The organism is Aestuariibaculum marinum, assembly GCF_014596975.1.
In the GTDB taxonomy this organism is placed as follows: domain Bacteria; phylum Bacteroidota; class Bacteroidia; order Flavobacteriales; family Flavobacteriaceae; genus Aestuariibaculum; species Aestuariibaculum marinum.
In genome coordinates this window covers 207980-232788 of sequence record NZ_JACVXD010000004.1, presented here as the reverse complement: position 1 = coordinate 232788, position 24809 = coordinate 207980, and the positions used below count along the sequence as shown (strand labels likewise).

Annotated in this window: 18 protein-coding genes and 1 pseudogene; 9 read left to right on the top strand and 10 right to left on the bottom strand. The window is 32.6% G+C overall.

The features are described from left to right. The first annotated feature begins 3 nt into the window (after window positions 1-3). The 3 genes from ICJ85_RS09880 (at window position 4) to ICJ85_RS09870 (ending at window position 4595) form a co-directional block, all read left to right on the top strand. The gene (locus tag ICJ85_RS09880) at window positions 4-1257 is read left to right on the top strand and encodes an exo-beta-N-acetylmuramidase NamZ family protein (protein ID WP_188223624.1); all 1254 of its coding nucleotides are present in this window, start codon (window positions 4-6) and stop codon (window positions 1255-1257) included. Between the two features lie 6 nt (window positions 1258-1263). After that, window positions 1264-2331 (top strand): serine hydrolase domain-containing protein, encoded by a 1068-nt coding sequence (locus ICJ85_RS09875; RefSeq protein ID WP_188223623.1) that lies wholly within the window; start codon window positions 1264-1266, stop codon window positions 2329-2331. A gap of 173 nt (window positions 2332-2504) precedes the next feature. After that, window positions 2505-4595 carry a S46 family peptidase gene (locus ICJ85_RS09870; protein WP_188223622.1) on the top strand — a complete coding sequence of 697 codons (2091 nt, stop codon included), beginning with the start codon at window positions 2505-2507 and terminating at the stop codon, window positions 4593-4595. 40 nt (window positions 4596-4635) lie between these two features. Here ICJ85_RS09870 and ICJ85_RS09865 read toward each other — a convergent pair whose 3' ends face one another. Then, entirely contained in the window at window positions 4636-5127 is a 492-nt protein-coding gene (locus ICJ85_RS09865) for a YkgJ family cysteine cluster protein (protein WP_188223621.1), read from the bottom strand. Between the two features lie 54 nt (window positions 5128-5181). On the opposite strand from ICJ85_RS09865, the gene ICJ85_RS09860 reads away from it, so the two are divergent. After that, window positions 5182-5886 carry a class I SAM-dependent methyltransferase gene (locus ICJ85_RS09860; RefSeq protein WP_188223620.1) on the top strand — a complete coding sequence of 235 codons (705 nt, stop codon included), beginning with the start codon at window positions 5182-5184 and terminating at the stop codon, window positions 5884-5886. Window positions 5887-5938: 52 nt separating this feature from the next. Here ICJ85_RS09860 and ICJ85_RS09855 read toward each other — a convergent pair whose 3' ends face one another. The 3 genes from ICJ85_RS09855 to ICJ85_RS09845 all read right to left on the bottom strand — a co-directional run bounded on the left by ICJ85_RS09855 (window position 5939) and on the right by ICJ85_RS09845 (window position 12324). Then, entirely contained in the window at window positions 5939-7345 is a 1407-nt protein-coding gene (locus tag ICJ85_RS09855) for a TlpA family protein disulfide reductase (RefSeq protein ID WP_241739527.1), read from the bottom strand. 182 nt (window positions 7346-7527) lie between these two features. Then, entirely contained in the window at window positions 7528-9267 is a 1740-nt protein-coding gene (locus ICJ85_RS09850; protein WP_188223619.1) for a porin family protein, read from the bottom strand. A gap of 30 nt (window positions 9268-9297) precedes the next feature. Next, the gene (locus tag ICJ85_RS09845; protein ID WP_188223618.1) at window positions 9298-12324 is read right to left on the bottom strand and encodes a tetratricopeptide repeat protein; all 3027 of its coding nucleotides are present in this window, start codon (window positions 12322-12324) and stop codon (window positions 9298-9300) included. 221 nt (window positions 12325-12545) lie between these two features. On the opposite strand from ICJ85_RS09845, the gene ICJ85_RS09840 reads away from it, so the two are divergent. The 5 genes and pseudogenes from ICJ85_RS09840 to ICJ85_RS09820 all read left to right on the top strand — a co-directional run bounded on the left by ICJ85_RS09840 (window position 12546) and on the right by ICJ85_RS09820 (window position 17311). Then, entirely contained in the window at window positions 12546-13229 is a 684-nt protein-coding gene (locus ICJ85_RS09840; RefSeq protein WP_188223617.1) for a cell division ATP-binding protein FtsE, read from the top strand. A gap of 12 nt (window positions 13230-13241) precedes the next feature. Next, the gene (locus ICJ85_RS09835; RefSeq protein ID WP_188223616.1) at window positions 13242-14219 is read left to right on the top strand and encodes a class I SAM-dependent methyltransferase; all 978 of its coding nucleotides are present in this window, start codon (window positions 13242-13244) and stop codon (window positions 14217-14219) included. A 30-nt stretch (window positions 14220-14249) separates the two neighbouring features. Continuing rightward, window positions 14250-15134 (top strand): glycosyltransferase family 2 protein, encoded by an 885-nt coding sequence (locus ICJ85_RS09830; protein ID WP_188223615.1) that lies wholly within the window; start codon window positions 14250-14252, stop codon window positions 15132-15134. Further along, a complete protein-coding gene (locus ICJ85_RS09825) occupies window positions 15131-16075 on the top strand; it encodes a glycosyltransferase family 2 protein (RefSeq protein ID WP_188223614.1) in 945 nt (314 codons plus the stop codon). The genes ICJ85_RS09830 and ICJ85_RS09825 overlap by 4 nt, the downstream gene beginning before the upstream one ends. 17 nt (window positions 16076-16092) lie before the next feature. Then, window positions 16093-17311 (top strand): annotated as a pseudogene (locus tag ICJ85_RS09820) (IS3 family transposase). A 51-nt stretch (window positions 17312-17362) separates the two neighbouring features. On the opposite strand, the gene ICJ85_RS09815 reads toward ICJ85_RS09820, so the two are convergent. The 6 genes from ICJ85_RS09815 to typA all read right to left on the bottom strand — a co-directional run bounded on the left by ICJ85_RS09815 (window position 17363) and on the right by typA (window position 24792). Beyond that, complete coding sequence (locus ICJ85_RS09815; RefSeq protein WP_188223613.1) at window positions 17363-18412, bottom strand: glycosyltransferase; 1050 nt, start codon at window positions 18410-18412, stop codon at window positions 17363-17365. Beyond that, window positions 18405-19946 (bottom strand): phosphoethanolamine transferase, encoded by a 1542-nt coding sequence (locus ICJ85_RS09810; protein ID WP_188223612.1) that lies wholly within the window; start codon window positions 19944-19946, stop codon window positions 18405-18407. The genes ICJ85_RS09815 and ICJ85_RS09810 overlap by 8 nt, the downstream gene beginning before the upstream one ends. Beyond that, complete coding sequence (locus tag ICJ85_RS09805) at window positions 19936-21225, bottom strand: O-antigen translocase (protein ID WP_188223611.1); 1290 nt, start codon at window positions 21223-21225, stop codon at window positions 19936-19938. Before ICJ85_RS09805 ends, ICJ85_RS09810 begins: the two co-directional genes overlap by 11 nt. Continuing rightward, the gene (locus tag ICJ85_RS09800) at window positions 21226-22536 is read right to left on the bottom strand and encodes an O-antigen translocase (RefSeq protein ID WP_188223610.1); all 1311 of its coding nucleotides are present in this window, start codon (window positions 22534-22536) and stop codon (window positions 21226-21228) included. Between the two features lie 85 nt (window positions 22537-22621). Further along, the gene (locus tag ICJ85_RS09795; protein ID WP_188223609.1) at window positions 22622-22849 is read right to left on the bottom strand and encodes a uroporphyrinogen decarboxylase; all 228 of its coding nucleotides are present in this window, start codon (window positions 22847-22849) and stop codon (window positions 22622-22624) included. Window positions 22850-22992: 143 nt separating this feature from the next. Further along, window positions 22993-24792 (bottom strand): translational GTPase TypA, encoded by a 1800-nt coding sequence (gene typA, locus ICJ85_RS09790; RefSeq protein ID WP_188223608.1) that lies wholly within the window; start codon window positions 24790-24792, stop codon window positions 22993-22995. Window positions 24793-24809: the final 17 nt, after the last annotated feature.

Sequence of the window (24809 nt, the reverse complement as noted above, 5' to 3'; positions counted from 1 at the left end):
TATATGCGATTTAATGTTTTCAAAAATACAGTTTTATTATTTGTTTTAGTCATGATTTCCTGTGCGAATAAAAAAGGAGATAAAAAGCCTCAAAATTCAGTTGCAGAACAAACAGAAAAACAACAGATTCTGAAAGAAACTCAGAATGACAACAGTATAATTGTTGGTGCCAACCAAACCGAAAATTACTTACCTCTTTTACAGGGAAAACATATCGGTATTGTAGCCAACCAAACGTCAGTTATTTTTAAAACCGATAATACATATACGCACTTAGTAGATTCTTTAGCTACTTTAAAAATAGATATTAAAACGGTTTTTGCTCCCGAACACGGTTTTAGAGGTAAAGCAGATGCCGGCGAACATGTTAAAGATGGCATCGATAAAAAAACCGGTATTCCAATTATTTCCCTTTATGGAGACAACAAAAAACCGAAACCAGAACAACTTGACAATTTAGACTTAGTCATTTTCGATATACAGGATGTAGGTGCTCGTTTTTACACCTATATTTCAACCTTACATTACGTTATGGAGGCTTGCGCCGAACAAGGCATTCCTGTTCTTATTTTAGACCGCCCAAACCCGAACGGACATTATGTTGATGGTCCCACCTTGGACATTAACAACAAAAGCTTTGTGGGCATGCACCCTATCCCTGTGGTTCACGGGATGACCATTGGTGAATATGCTAAAATGATAAATGGCGAAAAGTGGCTAAACAATGGGATTCAATGCGAATTAAATGTTATACCAATTAAAAATTACACACACCAATCATCGTATAGCTTACCCATTAAACCAAGTCCGAATTTACCAAACGACACTGCTATTAACTTATACCCTAGCCTTTGCTTTTTTGAAGGTACAAACGTGAATGCAGGACGCGGAACTGATAACCAATTTCAAATTTTTGGTAGCCCGTTTTTAAATCCGAAAGTGTTTACATTCAGCTACACGCCAAGATCAAATACTGGAGCGAAATATCCAAAGCATGAAAACAAGTTGTGTTATGGAATAAATCTTACTCAGACTAAACCTCTAAACCATTTAAATCTGCAATGGCTAATTGATGCTTATAATAACACGAAAGATAAATCGGCATTTTTCAACAACTTCTTTATTAAATTAGCAGGAACAAAGAAACTACAAGAGCAAATTGAATCTGGTCTATCTGCTGATGCCATTAGAGCTAGCTGGACTGATGATTTGAATAGTTTCAAACACATACGACGCAAATACCTACTGTATAACTAACACCTCATGAAACACCTGTTTGCCCCTTTATTTCTTTTTTCAGTAGTCTTGACTTTCGGCCAATCTCAAGTGTCAAAGATTCAAAGGGCGGAATCTATTGCCAGAACATTTCTAAAAAAAGAACATATTCCGGGCATGGCAATTTCAGTCTCGCAGCACGGCAGACTAATTTGGTCCGAAGGTTTTGGGTATACACATTTAAAAACCAAAACACCCGTTGAAACTGATAAAACAATTTTTAGAATTGCGAGTATTTCAAAATGTATAACAGCTGTAGCTTTAGGTAAACTAGTTGATGATGGCATAATTGACCTTAACAAAAGCGTCTATTATTATCTCCCCGAGTACCCAAGAAAGCGCTATGATTTTACCGTAAAGCAACTTGGTGGTAATATTGCTGGAATTCGGCATTATAAAAACAATAAAGAATATGCTTTAAATAAAAAAATGAGCATTACTGAAGGGCTTAATCTTTTTAAATATGACCCTTTACTTTGGAAACCCGGAACAAAATACCGTTACAGTAGTCTGGGTTTTGTACTACTAAGTTCGATTATGGAAACAGCTGCAAAAATTCCATTTAGCACATTTGTAAACGAATCCATTTTTAAACCATTAAAAATGGATTCTACTCACATGGAGCATTCTGATGCTCCGACACAAAATATTACAGAATTTCACAAACTAAACTTACTTAGAAAGCCTGTTATTTCTAAACCGATTGCTAACGAGTACAAAGTAGCCGCAGGAGGATTCCTTTCAACATCAGAAGACCTTATTAAATTTGGAAATGAACTCATTACACCTCAAATTATTTCGAAAAACGTTCTGTCTAAACTTACCACTTCACAACGTTTAGATAATGGTTACAAAACAGGCTACGGTATTGGTCTTTCCATTAGAACCTCAGTAAACCAAACCCCTAAATACTATCACACGGGTGGTGGCATGGGATCTTCTAGTATTTTATGCGTTTACCCCGAAGAAGGCATCGTTATTTGTGTTTTAACTAATCTTAGTGGCGTAAGCATGGTGGAATTTGGTAACGCCTTAGAATCTGTGTTTTTAAAATAAAAACAACTTCTTCTCGGTTACCGTCTTATAAATTTTGTGTTCACCGAGTAAAACACCTACAACTCTTAGTCTAAGCTCCTTATTTTATGAAATATTTAACCTTCGTCTGCCTGGTTTCTTCGGTCGATTAACGCATTACTTATTATTTTTGAAAACTTTTATAAAATTAAAACATGAGATATTTAAAATTATTTATCCTTTTCATTTGTATTCAAGCCACGGCGCAACAAGGCGGCATGTGGATTCCGTCACTTTTAGAAGGTATGAATGAAACCGAAATGACCAGTTTAGGCAGTAAACTTACAGCTAAAGACATTTACGATGTTAACCATTCCAGTCTAAAAGATGCCATTGCACATTTTAACGGAGGCTGTACCAGTGAGGTAATTTCTCCAAAGGGTTTAATCTTAACTAACCACCATTGTGGTTTCAGTCAAATTCAATCACATTCTTCCTTAGAAAATGATTACCTAAAAAATGGTTTTTGGGCTATGGATTACGACGAAGAATTACCTAATGAAGGGTTGTATGTAGAGTTCATCATTCGTATCGAAGATGTTACAAGCCAAGTCCTTGAAGGTGTAACGAAGAATATGACGGAAAAAGAAAAACAGTCATTAATTGACAAAAACAGCAACAGCTTACAAACTAAAGTAGATAAAGAAAGCTGGCAAGACACCAAAGTAAAATCGTTTTACAAAGGCAACCAGTATTTTTTATTTGTAACCGAACGTTTCGATGATGTGCGCTTGGTTGGTGCTCCCCCTACTAGCATAGGTAAGTTTGGTAGCGACACCGATAACTGGGTTTTCCCAAGACATACGGGTGACTTTTCAATATTTAGAATTTACGCCGATAAAAATAATCGACCAGCAAAGTATAGTAAAGACAATGTACCTTACAAACCAAAACACTTTTTACCTGTATCGTTAGATGGTATTGAGGAAGACGATTTTACTATGGTATTTGGTTTCCCTGGTAAAACTGAAGAATATTTACCAGCCGTAGCTATCGAACATATTACTCAGGAATATAACCCCAGTAATATAGCTATTCGCGAAGCTGCTTTAGGTGTTATCAATTCCAGCATGAAAGCGAGTGACGATATTAGAATTAAATACGCTGCTAAACAAGCTAGCATTGCAAATGCCTGGAAAAAATGGGTTGGTGAAAATTTAGGTATTGAAAAATCGAATGCCATTGCTAAACGTAAAGCATTTGAGGAAAAATTTAAAAAAGCATTAAAGAATAAAGATCTAGAAGACGAATACGGTCATATTCTTACTGATTTTGAAAGTCAGTACGAAAGTTTTGCCAACATCAACATCATGCGTCGTAATTTCGTTGAAGTCTTTTTAGTAACCAATGAACTAATGCAAATGACCTTTAGATCGTATCAGTTCGAGCAAACCGTTGCAAAAAACCCAGCAGCTTTTGAACGTGCCAAAGCGTCTATTGAAGGTACTCTTAAAAAGATTCACAAAAACTACGATGCCACTGTAGATAAAGGTATTTTTGAGGCTGTAATGCCCTTATACAAAAACACTAATGTTGATGCTTCAATCTACGAGAACACCGCATTCACGAATTTAGACAGAGCTTTAGCTTTATTTGAAGGCTCGACTGAAGACATTTTACAAAAACTAAATAGTGACGTGGCCTATGCCTACGCAAAGCCAATAATTGAAGCCTTCTTCAATGAAGTAAATCCTGAGTTCGAAGAAAAAAACTTAGCCATTTCAGCTTTGCAAACCGAGTACATGACAGCCTTGATGAAAGCTTTACCTGAGGAGCGTTATTTCCCAGATGCCAACAGTACGCTTCGTGTTACTTACGGTAAAGTAAAAGGGTATGCACCTCGCGATGCAGTATATTATAATCACATAAGCTACTTAGATGGCGTGATGGAAAAATACATTCCTGGAGATTATGAATTTGATGTTCCAGAAAAACTGATTGAATTATACAACAATAAAGACTTCGGAAAATATGCGGATAGTAATGGAAAAATGCCTGTATGTTTTATAGGTACAAACCATACTACCGGAGGTAACTCTGGAAGTCCTGTTCTGGATGCCGAAGGTAATTTAATTGGCCTGAATTTCGACCGTGTTTGGGAAGGTACGATGAGCGACATGAATTACGACCCAGATATTTGTCGTAACATTATGGTCGATGCGCGCTATGTTTTGTTTATTGTTGATAAATACGCCAACGCCAAGAGACTTATTAAAGAGATGAAACTGGTTCATCCGAAAAAATAAAATTTAAACAATCTGAATTAAAAACTAAAAAGCGAATCAATTATTTGATTCGCTTTTTCATTTCTTCTACAATATTATAAGCCGCTGGGCAAATTGCAACATTCTTTATCGTGAGATTTGATATTTGCTGAAACTTCTTTCTATCGGTATGCGGATATTCACGACAGGCCTTTGGTCGCACATCATAAATCATACAATAATTATCGGCATCTAAAAAGGTACAAGGCACACTTTGTAATACATAATCGTTATCACTATCAATTCGCAGATACTGATTGATAAACTGTTGTGGTTTCATTTTAAAAAACTTCGAAATACGCTCAATATCCTTATCGGTAAACAAAGGCCCCGTCGTTTTGCAACAATTCGCACACTGTAAACAATCGGTACGCTGAAACTCCTCATCATGCAGCTCCTGCATCATGTAATCTAAATCCTTTGGAGGCTTACTTTTTAGCTTCTTAAAGAATTTCTTGTTCTCGTTTTGCTTATCTTTGGCGAGCTTTGGAAGATTTTTAATAATGTCTTGCATAGTGCAAAAATACGACTTTGAATGAGATCTTAAATCTCTTAACCCATCAACTTTATGAAGGATTTATTCGGAAAGGCCTTATTAGACTTCCAAAACGGAAATTACACAGAAGATATCATCACCTCTACCAGTATTTCAGATGAAGATGAATTACCGATTCCCTACCTGTTTCGAAACTATAAAGAGATGCCTAAACTGGAACAAAAAGCCTTACAACTTACTAAAGGCAAAACCTTAGATGTGGGCTGCGGTGCCGGAGGTCATAGTTTGTATTTACAAGAAAAAGGAATAGACGTTAAAGCGATTGACATTTCTGATGGTGCTATTGAAGTGGTTAAAAAACGTGGTGTCTTAAATACTGAAGTGAAAGACATTTTAGATGAAACCGAGACCTTTGACACCATTCTTTTATTGATGAATGGTACCGGAATTTTTCAGGAAGCGTCACAGGTTTCAAAATATTTAACACATCTTAGAGGTTTATTAAATCCTAATGGACAAATTTTAATCGATTCTTCAGACATTAAATACATGTATGAAGACGAAGAAGATGGTGGCTTCTGGATTGACACCAATGCTGAATATTATGGTGAACTGGATTATTTTTTAAGTTATAAAGAAGAAGAAGAAGATGCTATGAAATGGCTCTATCTCGATTTTGAAAACCTAAAAATGACTTGTGAATCTGTTGGCTTAAGTTGTAAACTCGTTTTAGAAGGTGAACATTTTGATTATCTGGCAAGAATAACAAAGAAATAAAAAAAGCACCGTTTCACGGTGCTTTTTTCTCTTCAACTAAATTAATAATAGCTTACTTACTTTCGTTAAGTAATGTATCAAACTGTTCTTTTAACAATGGATCTGAAGGTCTCAAAGCATCAGTTGAAATAATCTTACCTTCTTTATCAAACAACAAGAATCTTGGAATGGCATTAATTTCATAATTCTGTGTAATTCCAGAACCAAAATCTTTATCGGCCATTAACTGTACCCCTCCTAAAGCTTCGCTTTTCACGAAGTCTTTCCATTTTTGTTTATCTTTAATGTTATCGACAGAAATGCTCATAAACACAATATCTTTTCCTTTATAAGCGTGCTCCAATTCTTTTAAATATGGAATTTGCGCTTTACATGGTCCACACCACGTTGCCCAAATATCTATGTATACATATTTACCTCTAAAATCTTTAAAAGAAACTGGGTTACCATTTATATCTTCATAGGTAAACTCATATCCCGCCTGGCCAGATTCTTTATGCATTTGTTTTTCATACTCTAAAGTGTAGGCTTTACTCTTCTCTGAGGTTAAATATTGATATAATGGCGGAATTACCTTTTTATATTCTTCAGGCTTAAATCTTAGGCTTTTTAAAGTTTCAAGAATATAAACCTCTTTTACTCTATCGCTTGAAATATGCTTAATTTCATTATCGATTATATCTAACTTTGAAAAAGGCGCATCTGAACGATGTCTATAATAACTAAAATAGCTTGACATCCACATTAAACCATTATCTAATTTCAAGATGTTTGGATTCGTAAACTTAATGCCTTCAGTATATAAATTAGTATAAATTTCTGGTCGATTATCTTTTTCAGGGTGGGCTATTCTTGGCAAACGAAAGAAGAAATACAATTCAGTTTCATAATCGGCTTGAACAGCTAATTTTAAAAGTTCGTTGAATGTCTTATCTTTAGTATTGATTGACCTTTTAAAATTTTCAACCATTTTGGTACCTTTACCTTCTATAAAAGGAAAAAACTCTTTATATGTAAACATAGCTTTTAATCGGTTATACTCTCTAAAGGTATTATTGATTTTGTTAGCTTCCTGAACTAAAGTATTAAAGCCGTTATGCTTACCTTTTAAAACATAGTCATTCTCGTTAATATCTAGTTTAATCTCTAAACCTGGTTCAATATACAAACGAATCACTTGACCTCTTAAACGATTGTTATACTGACCATAATCTACGAAGTAAAAACCAGGCTCTACTACTGGCAACTGAAAACCAAAATCGCCTTGTTGGTTAACCAAAGTTGTAGAATGCACTTCTAACTGTCCGTCTACCACATGATGTAGTGTTACCTCTCCTGTTTTCGATTCGAAATTTAAATGTCCGGTTACAGTGGACAAATTTGATTTAGATGTTGCGTGAAGCACATTTATTACAAACGTGCAGCAAACCAATACATAAAGAATTTGTTTTTTAATCATTTTGTTAGTTTGTCTTATTAATTTTCAATTGAGCTTTAGTAGAATACTTTTCTACTTTAAACTAATACTCAAGAAAACTACTGTACCATTATAAAACACTCTTTTTTTAACATTATTTAACTTTTAAGCATAAAAAAAGCATCGCGTTAGCGATGCTTTTCATAATTTATATAAACTATATCTTAAAAATCGAATTTATAGGTTGCTCCTGCCAATGCCTGAAAACTTTGTACCGAGAAGTTTTGCCAACGCTGATACCCCTGACTGGCTATATTGTTCATTTTTGCAAAAATGGAAAGCTGCTCCGTTATGTGATATCCCGCATGCGCATTAGCATCAAAATAACTATCTAAACTAACTGTAACAGGAGGTAACGTATTAACAAATTCATCTCCTGGAGCAACAAAATATTGATCTTTCCGTTTGCCAACAAAATACACATTAGCACCCGCAAACCATTTCTCATCAATTTGATAATCTAAAAACAATGAGCCTTTAAAGTCTGGCAAATTCCAGGCCTCTTCCTCGTTATCCATTGAATATGCAAAATACTGCCCTTTTAACGATGCCGTAAAGTTTCGATTAAGATCGACACTTAATTCCCCTGAGACTCCAAACGATTTCATATCGTCATACACAACTCCAAAGGAGTTTCCGTACGAGTAAGCATTCTGATTCTCGGTTTGAATCGCATTATTTTTAAACAAAGCTTTACTCTTATCAGAAATATAATGTCCTTCAAACTTATAACTCGTATTACTCGTTACCTTTCCTTTTATTCCAGCAAACGCATTGTAAAGTTGATCGGTTGGCTGCACAAATAATGTTGGGGACACAAATGGATTTTCTTTAGCAAAATTATAATATGAATTTTGTTGCAAATCCCCTTGAATTCCTCCATAAGCAATCAACACATCACTTACTATTCTATAGCTAGCTGAAACATTCGGATACAAGTACAATTTATTATCACTAGCCTCAATATCACTCATAAAATAAACTGAAATTCCTAAATCCAGCGTTAAATCATCTTGTTTTAATTGATAGGTTGGCGACAAACCTATTTGAAAATTGCTGTATTTTATTTCTTCATCGATATTATAACTTCTATCAAATCGTCCACCTAAATAATCGATTTTAAGTTCGGTTGCGATTTCTTCATAATTAATAGGAATATCGGCTTTACCTTTTAATATAAATCGGTTTTCTCCCGCCCCCTGATTATCACCAAAATGTCTAAATAAAGCACTTCCTGAATTTAAATAGGTATCTTCAAACGTGATATCTCCACCAACATAGGCATTGTTAAATTTATGATCTACTTGAATCCCATCTAACTGCGCCTGATCGATTTGAGATTCCGGAACCCCATACCAGTTATAATTTTGATGCTGAAAACCACCTTCAACTTTCCACGACATATAACGTAATCGTGATGCATAATTAATATTGATTTTAGAATCTGAAAAATTGTCATCGAACACTAAATCCTCGATACCACCGCCTGAAGAATGATGACTAAAATATCCACCTACCGTTTCGGTACGACTTAAAGCATGATTTACGTACAACTCTCCTATTAAAGTGGTATACGAGCCCACTCCTAAAGTTGCATAGTTATCAAACAACTTTACAGGTTTCGCTCTTTCTATTCCTTCAGCTTTTCCCTTAGCAGGCGTAAAGGTTGAAGCTACCGGAAAAGAAAAAATATTATACTTTATATCCTTTTTTGTCGCGGTGGTTTCATCATCCAAAGTCGGGACTTCTTTTACTTTAAAGGCATCAGAAATGGTTGGTGTATAAGGTTTAACCACATCGATTACCCCTGTATTAAGTGTATCCTTTGGATTATTTTGAGAAAATACTGCCATACCTGAAAAGGTTACAGCAGCTGTTAATATATGTTTAATTTGCTTTCGCATAAGTTCTTATTTTCGGTTTAGATTCAGGGTTTAATTACCTTCAGGTTGTACAGACGAATTGGTCTTAGCTTCGTTAGCCTTTATAGCACTTAACTCATTGGTGGCCTCTTCAACCACTTCATCAAACTCTTTAAAGTTTTCTATCACACTTTCTAAAATATAAGTCGCCTGAAACGCATCTTTTAATGCATAAAAATTCTTTGCCATAAGCACCAAACCTTTCGCACTGTAATACTTATATCCTGAAAAATCTTTTGCTAGTTTTTGAACGGCAATATTTGAAGCTTCATAACTACCTTCCTTATTTTTAAAATAGGCGTTATAATATAATGCTTCGGCTGCTGTCTCGCCTGTGGCAACGGTTTCAACCTGAACATAAGCTGTTTTAGCTTTTGCTTCGTTACCTGTTTTCATCGCTGAACGCGCAATGATAATATGTGCATCACCCTGAATTTTATTATCGATTTTAGAATTAGCCAAAACCTTTTCGGCATAAGATACAGCTTCGTTATAATGCTCTAACTGATAATTAGCTTTCATTAAATTCGACTGAGCAAATATGACATTTTGTGGCAAACCAGCTTCTTCTTCTAAACGTTTCAGTAAAGGCATCGCCTTACTCCAAGCTTTATTTTCCAGGTAGTACTGTGATAATCGAGAAAGCGAAACTTCTGTAAATTCGTTCTGGGGCACACCAACAACATACTCGTAATGTGGTGCTGCATTAACCGATAAATTTTGCTTGTAATATAATTGTGCGACATAAAAATGAGATTGAAGCACATGTAACCCGTTAGGGAATTGATTTAAATACCCATTGAACTGTTTAATGGCTTTATCAGCATTATTATCTAAATACTGTTTTTCTGCCGCTTCGTAAGTGGCATTATCTAAATCGGCGTCGGTAACCTCTACATAATTTAGTGTTTTCACCCAATTTGCATACTCATTAACCCGCCCCATATCTATATAAATAAGTCGCGCCGTAGCAACTGCCTGAACAGCCTCCGGCGAGCCTTCATAATCAGCGGCAACCTTTTTAAATTTCGTTAAGGCCTGATCATTTTGATTAGCATTATAATACACCAACCCTTGACGTAATAACGATTTTGGTACAAACGAACTCATTCGGTATTCCGAATTTAATCGATCATAACTGCGCATGGCTTTATCCGTTTGATTCACCTTTACCAATGTATTTCCTAACTCGTACATGGCATCGTCTAGTAACTTAGACTTCGGGTAATCTGAAATAAAGGTCTCTAGCTCACTAATCTTCTTGGAGTCCTTTCCAATATAACCAGCACTAATAGCCTTTTGAAAAAAGGCATAATCAGATTCAATCGCATTTAACTGAATCGCACTTTCGTAAGCATTAATAGCATTTTGATAGTTACTTGACACAAAAAAGGCATCTCCAAGCCTTAGGTAAGCATCATTCAACCGTACATTATCTCTTTGTTTGGTGGCTGCAATAAAGGAGCTGAAAAACTTTGAAGCCTGCTCGTAATTTTTCAGTTTAAAATAGGTGTAGGCCAAATTGTAATCGATGTTTTCATATTCGGGTGTTGCCGTGGCTCCCGTTTGCTGTTTAAACTGCTGAAAACTTACCAAGGCATCGTCGTAGTTTGTTAAATTATAATCGGTTTCTGCTTTCCAAAAGGTTGCTCTTGCCGTATAATTAGCATCGCGAGGTTCCTTTAGAGAAAACTCGAACATCTCTTTAGCTTCTAAAAACTGACTTTCGTTATAAAGCTCTAAACCTCTGTAGAATGCTACTTTCTGATACGCCACTTTGTTTTCAAAGCTGTTTTTTCCTTCTAATAAACCAAGGGCCTCTTTATAATTTTTTGAAGTAATATAAGAATCGATTAACAGTGTTTCAATCTCATCGCGATATGCTGATTTTGGGTATTTGTCTAAGTACCCCGTTAACACCTGAGGTGCTGATTGATACGCATTACCAATTTCGTAACTGATTTTAGCATAATTTAAATACGCATCTTCCTGAATTTTTAAATCAAAATCCATTTGAGATGCATTTCTAAAGGCATTCAAAGCCTCTTGCTTTTTATCCAGTTTAATATAACTCTCACCCAAATGGTAATACGCATTCTGAGCAATACTATTGGTTCCGCCAATAATTTTATTGAATTCTGAAACCGCATTTTCGTAATCACCTTGCTTATAATACGCATAACCTAATTGATAGAAATCGGTATTATTCCATTTTCCGCGTTTTCCTTTATACGCTTTTAAATACGGAATCGCTTCAGCATATTGTTCTAAATTGAAATAACTCTCTCCTATAATCTTGGAAAGCTCAGAAACCTCATCACGGTTGCTCTTTTTTAGCTGGGCCTTTGCTAGCTGAATAGCCTTTTCAAAATTTCCTAATTTGAAATTCAAATCGGCTTGATAATACGATAGTTTTTCTTTGTAACGCTCCTGATTACTTACCTGATCGAAATACTCATTGGCCTGATTATAATCATCACCCTCGTAAGCCATGTATCCAATATAATACTTGGCCTGAGAACCATACTCCTTAGAGCTCTCCACGCGCGACAAATATATTCTTGCATCCTTATATTGTTTTACAGAAAAGGCCGAATACCCATTATTGAAATAAAATTTCTCTTTATCACTATACGCTAAACCATTTTCATCTACTTTATCATACCATTTTCTGGCATAGGCATACTTGCCATTAGCAAAGTAATAATCGGCCACATCTAAATACGCCGTATTTCTCTTAGTACTTGTTGGGTAATCTTCTACAAAACGTTCGACAAGTCTATCGGCATTTTGCTGATTTAAACGTACGGCACAATTAGCAATATAATAAGTACAATCTGATTGTAAACCTTCATCTTTATGTTGCTTTTTTACATTTGAAAATAAAGCCTGGGCTGCCATATATTGCTGATTATTGTACAGCGATAGCGCCTTTTGATAATCTACTAAATCGCTGGTATATGCAGCCGATTGTTGTGCTGAAATTTGATAGCTTAATCCGAGGGCGATCAAAAGAGAAACACTATTTATTTTAATCATTAACGATTCGTTTTTTAATTTAAAATCAAAGATAATTTATATAAAAGGTATAACGCAACAATCGTGCTATAATTATAAACCAAGTTATTAATATTTGAAAAATAACAAGGACCAATCAACGTTTCAACATATAGACAAAAAACTTTTTAAACATTAATTTTTAACTTTTAACTTATTAATAATACATTTACAACACATAAAAAACTTTTCATTATAACACTATGTCGAACCCTATTTTACAATTAAAAGACGCCTCTATATTTCAAGGAGAAAGTTTAGTGCTTTCTAATATAAATGTTGAAATTAATAAAGGAGATTTTGTGTACTTAATTGGAAAAACTGGCACCGGCAAAAGTAGTTTTATGAAAACGTTATATGGTGATTTACCATTAACTAAAGGTGAAGGTCATATTGTAGATTTCAACCTTAATGGTTTAAAAGAAAAAGACATCCCTTACTTGCGACGAAAACTAGGTGTTGTTTTTCAGGATTTTAAACTATTAACCGATCGCACGATTAACGACAATTTACTATTTGTTTTAAAAGCTACCGGCTGGAAAGACAAACAGGAAATGACAACCAGAATTGAAGAGGTTTTAACTAAAGTTGGTATGAGTACTAAGGGCTTCAAATTCCCACATGAACTTTCTGGAGGTGAACAACAGCGAATTGCCATTGCCAGAGCTTTACTTAATAATCCAGAACTTATTCTTGCCGATGAGCCTACTGGAAATCTGGACCCGCAAACCAGCATTGAAGTTATGGAAGTCCTTCAAGACATTAACAAAAATGGGAATACCATTTTAATGGCTACTCACGATTATGCTTTACTGTTAAAATACCCAAGTAAAACATTAAAGTGTGACGAGAATCAAGTTTATGAAGTAGTGCAAAGGAAAGGATAAAATCAATAGAAAATGCGACTTATCACTCTAGATGATTTCATCGACACCTATTCTAAATTAAACCAACGAGGTTTACATTTTATTGCTTCTAAATTTAATTTTAATGATTTAAAAAGAGCTAAAACCGCTTTTAACCATAATTATATTATCTCTTCTAACTGGTGGAATATTCCAGCAGTTAGATCAAGATGGAACAAACTGGTTACAGGAAATGAAAATGTATTTTTTGAAGACTTTGTTGTAAATAATTATTTAAAGGATCTGAAAAATTTAAAAATGCTATCATTAGGAAGTGGTAGCTGTTACAGTGAATTAAAATTTGCTGAGTATGGTAATTTCGATGAAATATTGTGTACTGACATTGCTGAAATCCCCTTAATAGAAGCTTCAAAGATTGCTAAAGCAAAAAACTTGTCGAATATTTATTTCAAAGTTTTAAATACAAATTCCGCTTCGATCGCCAAAAACCATTATGATATTATTTACTTCAAAGCATCTTTACACCACTTTAAAAACATTGAAAGCTTATTGAGTAACCTTGTGAAAGGAGCATTAAAAAAAGATGGTTTATTAATCATTGATGAGTATGTAGGGTCTAACAGACTTCAATTCCCTAAGTTTCAAATTGAAGCAATTAATAAAGCTTTAAACTTAATTCCAAAAGAATACAAAAAACGTTTTAAGCTAAAAACCTACAAAAATAAAGTTTACGGATCAGGTTTGCTACGTATGAAAATTGCAGATCCTTCTGAATGCATAGAATCAGAAAACATATTACCTGAAATACACAAAAACTTTACTACCTTATTAGAAGCTAATTACGGCGGAAACATTTTAATGGCAACCCTTAAAGATATTTCTCATCATTTTATTAATATGGATTTAGAAAAAGAAAAAGTTTTAACTTCTCTTTTTGAATTTGAAGACAATTATTTAAAACACAACGCAAGTGATTTTGTATTTGGGATATACAAAAATCAAAATATTTAAACGGTTTTTAAAAACGTATAATTTTTTTTTATGCTATCTATTTTAATTCCAACATATAATTACAATGTATACCCTCTTGCAAAGGAATTAGAAAACCAAGCCAATAACTGTAATATAACCTACGAAATAATATGTTTTGATGACGGCTCTAGCTCTGACAAAAACATAGAAAACGAAAAAATAAATCTATTAAAATACTCAAGTTTTAAGGTCTTACCTCAAAATATTGGCAGAAGTAAAATTAGAAACTTATTAGCATCTAATGCCCAATACGATTGGATGTTGTTTCTTGATGCTGATACAGAAATTAATAATCTAGATTTTTTAAATAGGTATTTAAAAAATATTACCAAAGACGATCAAATTATATACGGGGGTATTGTATATCAAAAAAATAGGCCTAAACCAGATAAAGTTCTCCGTTGGGTATATGGAAACCATCGAGAAGCTTTAACCTTAAGCCAAAGAGAAAAAAAACCTTATATCAGTTTTCTAACTTTAAACTTTTTGATTCATAAATCGGTTTTGAAAAAAATAAAGTTTAATGAGGATATCCCCAATTTAAGACACGAAGACACACTTTTTTCTATAACAGCTAAAGCAAACCAAATTAAAATCAAACATATTAATAATCCTGTTGTTCACCTCGGTTTAGACACAAATCAAATTTTTCTTAAAAAATCGCTTGAATCAGTTTATGCTTTGAAAATATTAATAAGAGACAATTACCTTACTTTTAACGACACCCAACTCTCTAAAACCGCTAACACTCTAAAAACATACAAGTTAGACACCTTGTTTATTCTCTCATTTTCTTTATTTAAACCTATGCTAAAAAAGAATATTCTCTCTTCCTCTCCTTCTTTATTTATATTTGACCTTTACAGGCTAGGATATTACTTGAATTTGACATGAAAAACTTAACTCCTTTTTTTTCTGTAATCATCCCTTTATATAATAAAGAGGAATTCATTGGAGATACCATTGAAAGTGTACTCAAACAAACCTTTACGGATTTCGAAATTATTATTGTCAATGACGGCTCTACGGATAAAAGTTTGGATATTGTTAAAACTTTAGAAAACGATAAAATAAGATTATTTTCGAAAAAAAATGGAGGGTTATCATCTACTCGAAATTACGGCATAAAAAAAACTCAAGCTGAATATATTGCATTTCTAGATGCCGATGATTTATGGAAAGAAGATTTTTTAGAAACCATATATAATTTAATTAAGATCTATAACAACCATTTTGTTTTTGCTACAAATTACAGTTTATTACCCCCAAATGTAGTAGCAGATTATACCATTGACAATTTCAGTTCAGATCAAGCACTAGTAATCAATAATTTTTTTAATATTACCGAAAGTATCATCGCTTTTAACTCCATCGTTATCCATAAACTTGTGTTTAAAGAAATAGGATTTTTTAATGAAAACATTAACTACGGTGAAGAATATGACTTTTACATTAGGTGCTTTAACACGTTTAGCTTAATATATTATGCGTCTCCAAAAGCACTTTACCGCATAGGTATGACAAACCAACTCACCTATCCCAATAACAAATTTAAAAGAATAATCCCCGATTACGAAGCTTATTTAACCAAAATAAACCACCCTGATTTAAAAAAATACTTAGACTTCATTCACTATCACCTTGTGGTCTTATTTAAGATGGAAAGAAACAAAGAACTGGTTAAATTCTACAAAAAAAAGATTACCCCATCAAACCTTTCAACACTACAGAAGATTAAATATTATTTACCAACTGATTTGTTTTATTTATTTAAATCACTCTACTGGACTTCCTATATTAGACTGGACATAAAGAAGAGAGAAAATGTTAGTTAGTTTTTATCTTAGCAATTATGAGAAGAAAATCTAAACATTACACCTTAGAATTTAAACAAAAAGCAGTCGAGTTAAGTTATGCCAAAGGCAATGTAAAACAAGTATGTGAAGACTTGGATATATTTCCATCAGTACTTTACCGTTGGCGTAGGGAGTTAAAAGATTACGGTAAGAATAGTTTTCCAGGCCGTGGTAATCCTAAAATGACCGATGAAGAAAAAGAGATAGCTCGATTAAAGAAGGCTTTAAAAGAAGCCGAGTTAGAACGAGACATCTTAAAAAAGGCCATCAGCAAATACCCGAAAACATTGTTTTCTCCTCTTAATATCAAATCTCCGCGAGCGACAAGAAAAATACAGGTTTATAAAACAACATCTTATGAGATTTCCTGTCGAGACGATGTGTCAAATATTAAAGGTAAGCAAAAGCGGTTATTGCCATTGGTTACAATCAGGACCAAGTAAATTATGGTTAGAAAATCAAAAGGTAACAGAGCTTATTAAATCTATATTTAAAGATAGTTTTGAAAGCTATGGTTCACCCAGAATAAAAACAGAGTTGGAGACATTAGGCTATAAAATATCAAAGCCCAGAGTGGCGCGTATTATGAGTGCTAATTATTTGTTTGCAAAACGAAAACGTAAGTTTAAAGCAACCACAGATAGTAAACATAATTACCCAATAGCACCTAATTTGTTAAACCAAAACTTTAAAGTAAGCAGACAGAATCAAGTTTGGGTAAGCGATATTACCTATATCAAAACCAAACAAGGCTGGTTATACCTTACTGTAATTATTGATTTGTTTAACCGCAAAGTTGTTGGATGGGCTCTAAGCGATAATCTAAGTACAGGAGACACTATTATTAAGGCTTGGCATATGGCTGTAAAGAAAACAATTTTAACTCAGCCTTTAATTTTTCATTCCGACCGAGGTATACAATAATATGCCAGCCATAAGTTTAACTCATTAATTAAAAGTTACAATGGCTTAGTAAACCAATCTATGAGCAGAAAAGGTAATTGCTAGGATAATGCCGTTGCAGAATCGTTCTTTAAATCATTAAAGGTAGAATGGGTTTATAGGCACAATTATAAGTTGAGATCTGAAGCGGAGTTATCCATCTTTGGATGGATAGAAACTTGGTATAATAATAGAAGAAGACATTCCTTTTTAGGAAATAGAACTATAAGAGAATTTGAATTAGACATGTATAACCTTAAACTAGCGGCATAGTCATTCAACTATTTGTCCAGTTTTTTTGTTGCAAGTCCACTATATCTTCATCTATAAAAGAGTTTCCCATTGAGCTATTACCTGCTCTTCTGAAAACTTTTCTAAACCACAACTTGTATTTAACTTGATTTGATTATAAAATTCTTCATCTAATACTAATTTATTCATAGCTTTTATTAACTCTTCTTTATTCTTATTTTCTACTAAAAGCCCATTTATTTCATGTTGAATAATTTCACTGGGACCACTTTTACAATTATAGGAAATAACAGGTGTTCCTAAATTTAAAGCCTCGAGTAAGACCATTCCAAAACCTTCAAACTCACTAACCAGAACTAAACACATTGCTTTTGATATCAGCGCCTTAGGATCGTTTTTAAACGAAATAAGCTTTACTTTTTTGTTTAATTCCAGATTATTAATCATTTTTTTTAAATTTTCCTTTTCTTCACCGTTACCTAAGATTCTTAGTCCGACACTTTTTTTTGGTAATTCTGATTCATTATAAGCCAATATTAATTTATCAAATTGCTTTATTTTAGTTAATCTTCCAACACCGATTATATAATTTTCCTTTTCAAAATCAATATCTCTTCCAAGTTTTAAATAATTATAAATTGTTTTACTCTTTATACCCAATTGTTGCTCTAAATTCCTATTAACCTCATTGCATACAGAAACAAAAATCCTATTTTTTACATGTGGTAATCTAGCCAAGCGAGGGAAACACATATAAGAAAATGAATACGAAAGTAAATAACTATGAATACAATATATGACTTTAGACTTATTAAAAATCAACTTTGAAAAAAGTAACTCCTTAAAAAAATTATTTCTAACTCTATGATCTATAATAACATCAAAATTTTCATTTTTAAAAAAATCCCTAAACTTTAAAAAAGCTTTTAGTTTGTTATTTGCCTCCTTTACCTTTCCAAAATTATATAGTTCCCCTTCATAAGCATATGATATATTACTTTGCATAGAAACTACAGTAATATTATATCCCTTATTAGCTAGAGATACAGACATATTTGAAGCTACTCGTTCTGCCCCACCATTACTTAAACTATCTGTTAAAATACAAAGTTTCTTATTCATTTTTTTTTTCAAAAACATCGTCGTAATCAATTCCATTAACTACAATTCGTTTTCGTTCTTTAAATGTATTGCTAAATATACTCTTACTAAAATCCATGTCTTCATGTTTAACTCCAAATAAATGCCCTAAACTTTCATATAAGCGGTCTGCCATAAACTTTCTATTGGGCGCATACTCAAAATCATCCGGTAGTTCAAAATCTTTTGACGTCCAGACCAAAAAAGGTATATCAAACATTACTTTTTTTAAATTAGTTTCAGTACGACCAAAAAAATCTCCTTCGTCGTATACATTTTCACCATGATCCGAAACATAAATCAAAGCTCGTTTCCCTTTGATATTTTTCAAACTTTCCATTATTGATTTAACCACAAAATCATTGTACAAAACAGCGTTATCGTAATGATTTATTATTTCTTGTTTTTCCGATTGTTTCAATTTTCCAAATTTCTCATATTTTTTGGTATATCTATTTTGATAATCAAAATGAGTTCCAATTAAATGTAAAAAAATAACCTTCTTTCCTTTTTCATGCAATATACGTTCATACTCAGGTATAATCACTTCATCATAACTTAAGGTGTTAACTTCATCAACATGATTGAAAAATTTAAAATATTGTGTATTTGAAGCAATCTTACTAATACGATTATCGAAATAACCTATGGGTCTTTGGTTAGACAACCAATAGGTTTTAATCCCTAATACTTTAAAAATATTTATAATGCTACTTTGCAAATTATCTTCTTTAAGATTGCAATCCAAAGAAGTTAACATTTTAGGTAAGGATTTTGTTGTTATTACATCAGAAGAAATGACGTCTCTGTAAACAAATAAACTATCCTTAAAAGCATTTAAAAATGGGGTTGTTTCTCTTTTATAACCATACAACTGCATATGTTGCCTTGTTGTAGATTCACCCAAAACAATAACCAAAACATCATTGTTTTTTAATAATTTAATATCCTCCTTCTTTACCGAATTATCCAATTTAAAATTATTCTGAAGTTGGTAATACCCATAAACACCTCTTACAACGTTATGGTAAACGTTATTTTCTATATAACCTGTTAGTTTTAAACCTAAAACTAATAATATAATTATAACAACAGAATAAAAACTTTTAAGTCTATTCTGGAAAAAAAAGCGTTTCTTAAAAAGAAAAAATGGAGTTATTATTAAAACAACAAAAATTATTACAACTAAACTATTATATGAACTTAAAAATTCTTTTAACTCACCTTTTGAGGACTCAATAAGCACATACATATAAGATGATGAAAAGTTTGACGAAACCGTTAAATAAGATGCTCCTTCTAATAAAAAGTAAATTACATTTGCAAGAATAACTGTTAAATGAAAATACTTATTATTTGATAAATTAAAAAGTAAAAACACCACTAAGAGAAAGATGCAATCTTCAAATAAATCAATAAAACTCAATCCTTGATAGTTACCAAAAACCAAGACAAAAAAGTATTTTAAAACAAATGGCAATAATAAAATTATAAAGAACCTAAGTTTATTTTTCATTTATTAAATATTTATTTTTAACATTAAATAACAAAAGAACTACTGTAATAAAGTAAAGACTCGTACTTAATATATAAGCATAAAAAGTACCTTGTAAACCATACTTATCAATCAAAAAGAAACTTACAACACAAAAAACTCCATATAATATCATATCTGATACTAAATAAGCTTTTACCATTTTTTTGGCATGAAATTGATATGCCAAAGAAAAACCTAAAATTTTAAAAATATCACCAAATAATTGCAAATAAAAATACTGACTGATCTCAACAAAATCATTAGTTAAAAACAACCTGATTATAAAGAATCTTAATAAAAATATTACTAGAAAAAAAACAATCAAAATAGGAACCAACATCATAAAATACTTTTTCATTATTTTATGATATCCCTCTCTAGAAGTATTCTTAGAAAGTCTAGGAAGTAGATACAAAGTAAATATTGAAGAAAAAAACATCATATAGAAACTTGATATTTTATTCATAGCTTCCCATAATCCTGCATTCCTTGTATCTATTGAGAAAATTATTCTATTTCTAATTAATAGATAACATACACTTATCAACAAAGATGAATATAGAGCCATTAAAATGTAAACAGAAATAGATCTAAAAAACTTTAACGAAACCTTTTTTAAATTTTTAAAAGCTGAAATAAAAAACAACCTAATCTCTTTAAAAAATAAAGAGATTAAAAAATTTATAGCTGGTGCGGAAAAACTAGCTAAAATTGCTCCTTTTAGTCCAAAAGTATAGATTAAGACAAAAGTTATTAAAGCATTCAATACATTAAATATTATCAATAGAATGCTATAAAGCTTTATATTTTGTAATCCATTAGTTATATACAGAATTAACCAACTAAAAGAAATTATTGGCAATAAAAAAGCTAAAAGTTTAAAAAAGACAGCATATTGATTTTCTTTTAATGAGTAAAGAGCTAAATCTTCGGAAAAGAAAAATGTAATTAAAGAGAAAATTAAACTAATTATAAAACTAAAAACAATAATGTTAATGATAACTTCATTTTGTCGATTCCTATTTGATGAGTTCTCTGATATATATTTAATTGTTCCACTTTCAAAGCCAGTAATAGTAAACCCCAAAAGACCTTGAATTATATTTTTTAAATTACCTAATAACGCATATCCCGAAGGGCCTAGATACATTGCACTTACTTTTGACACTATAAATGAAGATAAAACCCTAAAAAAAACAATTAATCCATTATATGTAATTGTTTTATAAAACTGATTATTATTTATTTGCTTGAACAATTAAATTTGTTTTTCATTTTCACCATCAACCCCAAACAACGCACTCCCAAAAATAAGTAGAATAATACCATAGTACATGATGTAGGTTACAAAATGAGCTACTACTGCTCCAACAACACTATCAAATAAATCGATAAAATAAATACTGGTTATATATAGTGCTATTACTAAAAATGCCTCTGTTAAAATATAATGCCAAAACATTTTTTTAGCCAGAAACTGGTAGGCTATTACAGCTGACAAAACTTTTAAAAAATCTCCTAATAACTGCCACAAAAATAAATTCTCTACAGGACGAAATTCATCTGTTAATACTACATCTATAATAACTCCTTTCAGTAAGTAAATAAAAATAAATCCCACAATTAAAATCGGAATTATAATTTTATAAAATCCGAAAACTTCCTTTCGAAATTCTTTAACATCATCAATTTCTGAAAACCGTGGTAAAATATAAAGCGCCATCAATGAAGTTACCATCATTAAATAGTACTTTGATATTCTCGTCATAGCTTCCCAAAAACCTGCATCTTTATAACCAACATGTTCAACAATATACATACGAATAGCAATAGCGACCAAAGGCAATAACACCGCAGAAAATAATGCCATTAAAGCATGAGAGCTCATTTGTTTTAAAAAATTAAAACTGACACTTTTAACTTTTATAAGCGGAATCAAACTTCTTCTGTTAATAATTCCAACAAGAGTTATTAAAAAGATCAAAGATTCAGCAATAGCCACAGAAATCAATGCGCCTTTAATTGCATTTTGATAAATCAATAACAACGCTACAGACATGCTTAAGATCTGACCAATAATATTTATTACAATCAGGATTTTATACTTCGAAAAACCATTCATTATTGAAAATGAAAACATATTCAGAGCATAAAATGGCAAAACAAAAGCAAATACTTTTATAACAAAGGCATAATTGTTATAAGACGGAAAAATGAGATCATTAATTAAATCGGCATTAAAATAACAAAAAAACGAAGCTAGCATTGTCGATATAAAACCGACATAAAACACAGTTGAGATTACTTTACTTAATTCAGTAACACTTTCTTTTAATTCCGATATATATTTAACTGTTCCATTGTACAAACCAGTGATAGAAATGGTTTGAAAAGCGCTAACAAAATTTTGAAGATTTCCAATAAGCGCCAAACCCACCGGACCAATAAATACCGCAATAGCCTTTGATGTTAGTATACCTGCTATCAGTCGGGTAACAACTGATGTTGTCTGTAACGAAGTAACCTTAATTAAAACGTTATCATTTATGTAATCTATTAATTTTTTCAATTAATCGAAATAAATTAAGTCGTTTGTTAATGTAGCAATTGAATTTAAATGTACAAACACTCTAGCTCAACTACAAACAATCGTTTTACTTTTTTAAAAGGTAGTATAAATTCACACAAAGAATTGCTCCATTGGTAATAATAATGGGCTTCGCTATCGGGTCTAGCATGAATCCATAAATAACAAACAGCAAACAACCAATTGAGTTTACAATTCTAAGTTTTGTAACTGCCTTCATAGTAAACGATAGCAACAACATAGCCATAGCAGCATAACCAATCCATTCTGTAAAAGAAACTCCTAGAAAATCCATATTTTTTTTATCTGTTAAAAATATCCTTATGCAATTTAAGATTTTTAATTCAACAATCTTATCCTTGCTTAAACTACTATGAATAATAAAAAAAGAGGAATACTAATCTAGCATTCCTCTTTTTAAAAAATATATTTTAGTTTTTAAACCGTTTTATTGCGCTTACGCTCAACTTCAGTTAAAAAGATTTTACGGATACGTAAATGGTTTGGTGTAACCTCAACGTACTCATCTTTTTGAATATACTCTAAAGCTTCTTCTAAGCTAAACTTAATTGCAGGTACAATTTTAGCCTTATCATCAGCTCCGGCAGAACGCACGTTACTTAACTTTTTAGTTTTCGTTACGTTAACCGTCATATCATCACCACGAGAATTTTCACCAATTACCTGACCTTCATAAATCTCTTCTCCCGGATCGATAAAGAACTTACCTCTTTCCTGTAATTTATCAATAGAATATGGAATTGCAGTTCCTTTTTCCATAGAAACTAAAGACCCATTTAAACGCTCAGGAATACCTCCCTTTAATGGTTGATACTCTTTAAAACGGTGTGCCATAATCGCTTCACCGGCAGTTGCTGTTAATAACTGGTTTCTTAATCCGATAATACCACGCGACGGAATAATAAATTCACAAACCATACGGTCTCCTTTAGCCTCCATGCTTAACATTTCACCTTTACGCAAGGTTACCATTTCTACAGCTTTTCCTGAAACGGTTTCTGGTAAATCGATAGTCATTTCCTCTACTGGCTCACATTTCACACCATCAATTTCTTTGATGATAACTTGTGGCTGACCAATTTGAAGCTCGTAACCTTCACGACGCATCGTTTCAATTAAAACCGATAAATGAAGAACACCACGACCGAAAACCATAAATTTATCGGCACTGTCTGTTTCGTTCACACGTAAAGCTAAGTTTTTCTCTAGCTCCTTTGTTAAACGCTCTTTAATGTGACGCGATGTTACGAATTTACCATCCTTACCAAAGAAAGGCGAATCGTTAATGGTAAATAACATACTCATTGTAGGCTCATCGATAGCGATGGTTTTTAACCCTTCAGGATTTTCAAAATCGGCAATAGTATCACCAATTTCAAAACCTTCAAGACCTACAACAGCACAGATATCTCCAGCTTGAACTTCATCTACTTTCTTACGGCCTACACCTTCGAAAATATGAAGTTCTTTAATTTTATTCTTAACCACTTTTCCATCACGCTTTACTAACGAGATGTTTTGTCCTACTTTAAGCTCTCCACGTGTCAAACGACCGATAGCAATACGACCTGTAAACGACGAGTAATCCAAGGACGTGATTAACATTTGCGTTGTTCCTTCTTCAATTTTTGGTTCAGGAATATGCTCAATAACCATATCTAATAATGGCTCGATATTTTCGGTTTGCTTCGTCCAATCTTCACTCATCCAGTTGTTTTTCGCCGAACCATAAACGGTTGGGAAATCTAACTGCCACTCTTCTGCTCCTAATTCGAACATTAAATCGAATACTTTCTCATGAACTTCATCAGGCGTACAGTTTTCTTTGTCTACTTTATTAACAACCACACAAGGTTTTAAACCTAAATCGATTGCTTTTTGAAGCACGAAACGCGTTTGTGGCATTGGTCCCTCGAAAGCATCAACTAATAGTAACACACCATCAGCCATATTAAGTACACGCTCTACTTCTCCACCAAAATCGGCGTGACCAGGCGTATCAATAATATTGATTTTTGTGTCTTTATATATTACCGAAACGTTTTTAGAAGTAATAGTAATACCTCTTTCACGCTCTAAATCGTTATTATCAAGAATTAAATCACCTGTATTCTCATTCTCTCTGAATAACTGACAGTGATACATAATTTTATCAACCAAAGTTGTCTTTCCGTGGTCAACGTGTGCAATAATTGCAATGTTTTTAATATTAGCCATAGTAGTGCCTGATTTTA

What these genes read in the sequence shown, in the direction of transcription:
- ICJ85_RS09880 (WP_188223624.1), top strand. Translation starts at nt 4, where the DNA reads ATGCGATTTAATGTTTTCAAAAATACAGTTTTATTATTTGTTTTAGTC.
- ICJ85_RS09875 (WP_188223623.1), top strand. Translation starts at nt 1,264, where the DNA reads ATGAAACACCTGTTTGCCCCTTTATTTCTTTTTTCAGTAGTCTTGACT.
- ICJ85_RS09870 (WP_188223622.1), top strand. Translation starts at nt 2,505, where the DNA reads ATGAGATATTTAAAATTATTTATCCTTTTCATTTGTATTCAAGCCACG.
- ICJ85_RS09865 (WP_188223621.1), bottom strand. Translation starts at nt 5,127, where the DNA reads ATGCAAGACATTATTAAAAATCTTCCAAAGCTCGCCAAAGATAAGCAA.
- ICJ85_RS09860 (WP_188223620.1), top strand. Translation starts at nt 5,182, where the DNA reads ATGAAGGATTTATTCGGAAAGGCCTTATTAGACTTCCAAAACGGAAAT.
- ICJ85_RS09855 (WP_241739527.1), bottom strand. Translation starts at nt 7,345, where the DNA reads ATGATTAAAAAACAAATTCTTTATGTATTGGTTTGCTGCACGTTTGTA.
- ICJ85_RS09850 (WP_188223619.1), bottom strand. Translation starts at nt 9,267, where the DNA reads ATGCGAAAGCAAATTAAACATATATTAACAGCTGCTGTAACCTTTTCA.
- ICJ85_RS09845 (WP_188223618.1), bottom strand. Translation starts at nt 12,324, where the DNA reads ATGATTAAAATAAATAGTGTTTCTCTTTTGATCGCCCTCGGATTAAGC.
- ICJ85_RS09840 (WP_188223617.1), top strand. Translation starts at nt 12,546, where the DNA reads ATGTCGAACCCTATTTTACAATTAAAAGACGCCTCTATATTTCAAGGA.
- ICJ85_RS09835 (WP_188223616.1), top strand. Translation starts at nt 13,242, where the DNA reads ATGCGACTTATCACTCTAGATGATTTCATCGACACCTATTCTAAATTA.
- ICJ85_RS09830 (WP_188223615.1), top strand. Translation starts at nt 14,250, where the DNA reads ATGCTATCTATTTTAATTCCAACATATAATTACAATGTATACCCTCTT.
- ICJ85_RS09825 (WP_188223614.1), top strand. Translation starts at nt 15,131, where the DNA reads ATGAAAAACTTAACTCCTTTTTTTTCTGTAATCATCCCTTTATATAAT.
- ICJ85_RS09815 (WP_188223613.1), bottom strand. Translation starts at nt 18,412, where the DNA reads ATGAATAAGAAACTTTGTATTTTAACAGATAGTTTAAGTAATGGTGGG.
- ICJ85_RS09810 (WP_188223612.1), bottom strand. Translation starts at nt 19,946, where the DNA reads ATGAAAAATAAACTTAGGTTCTTTATAATTTTATTATTGCCATTTGTT.
- ICJ85_RS09795 (WP_188223609.1), bottom strand. Translation starts at nt 22,849, where the DNA reads ATGGATTTTCTAGGAGTTTCTTTTACAGAATGGATTGGTTATGCTGCT.
- typA (WP_188223608.1), bottom strand. Translation starts at nt 24,792, where the DNA reads ATGGCTAATATTAAAAACATTGCAATTATTGCACACGTTGACCACGGA.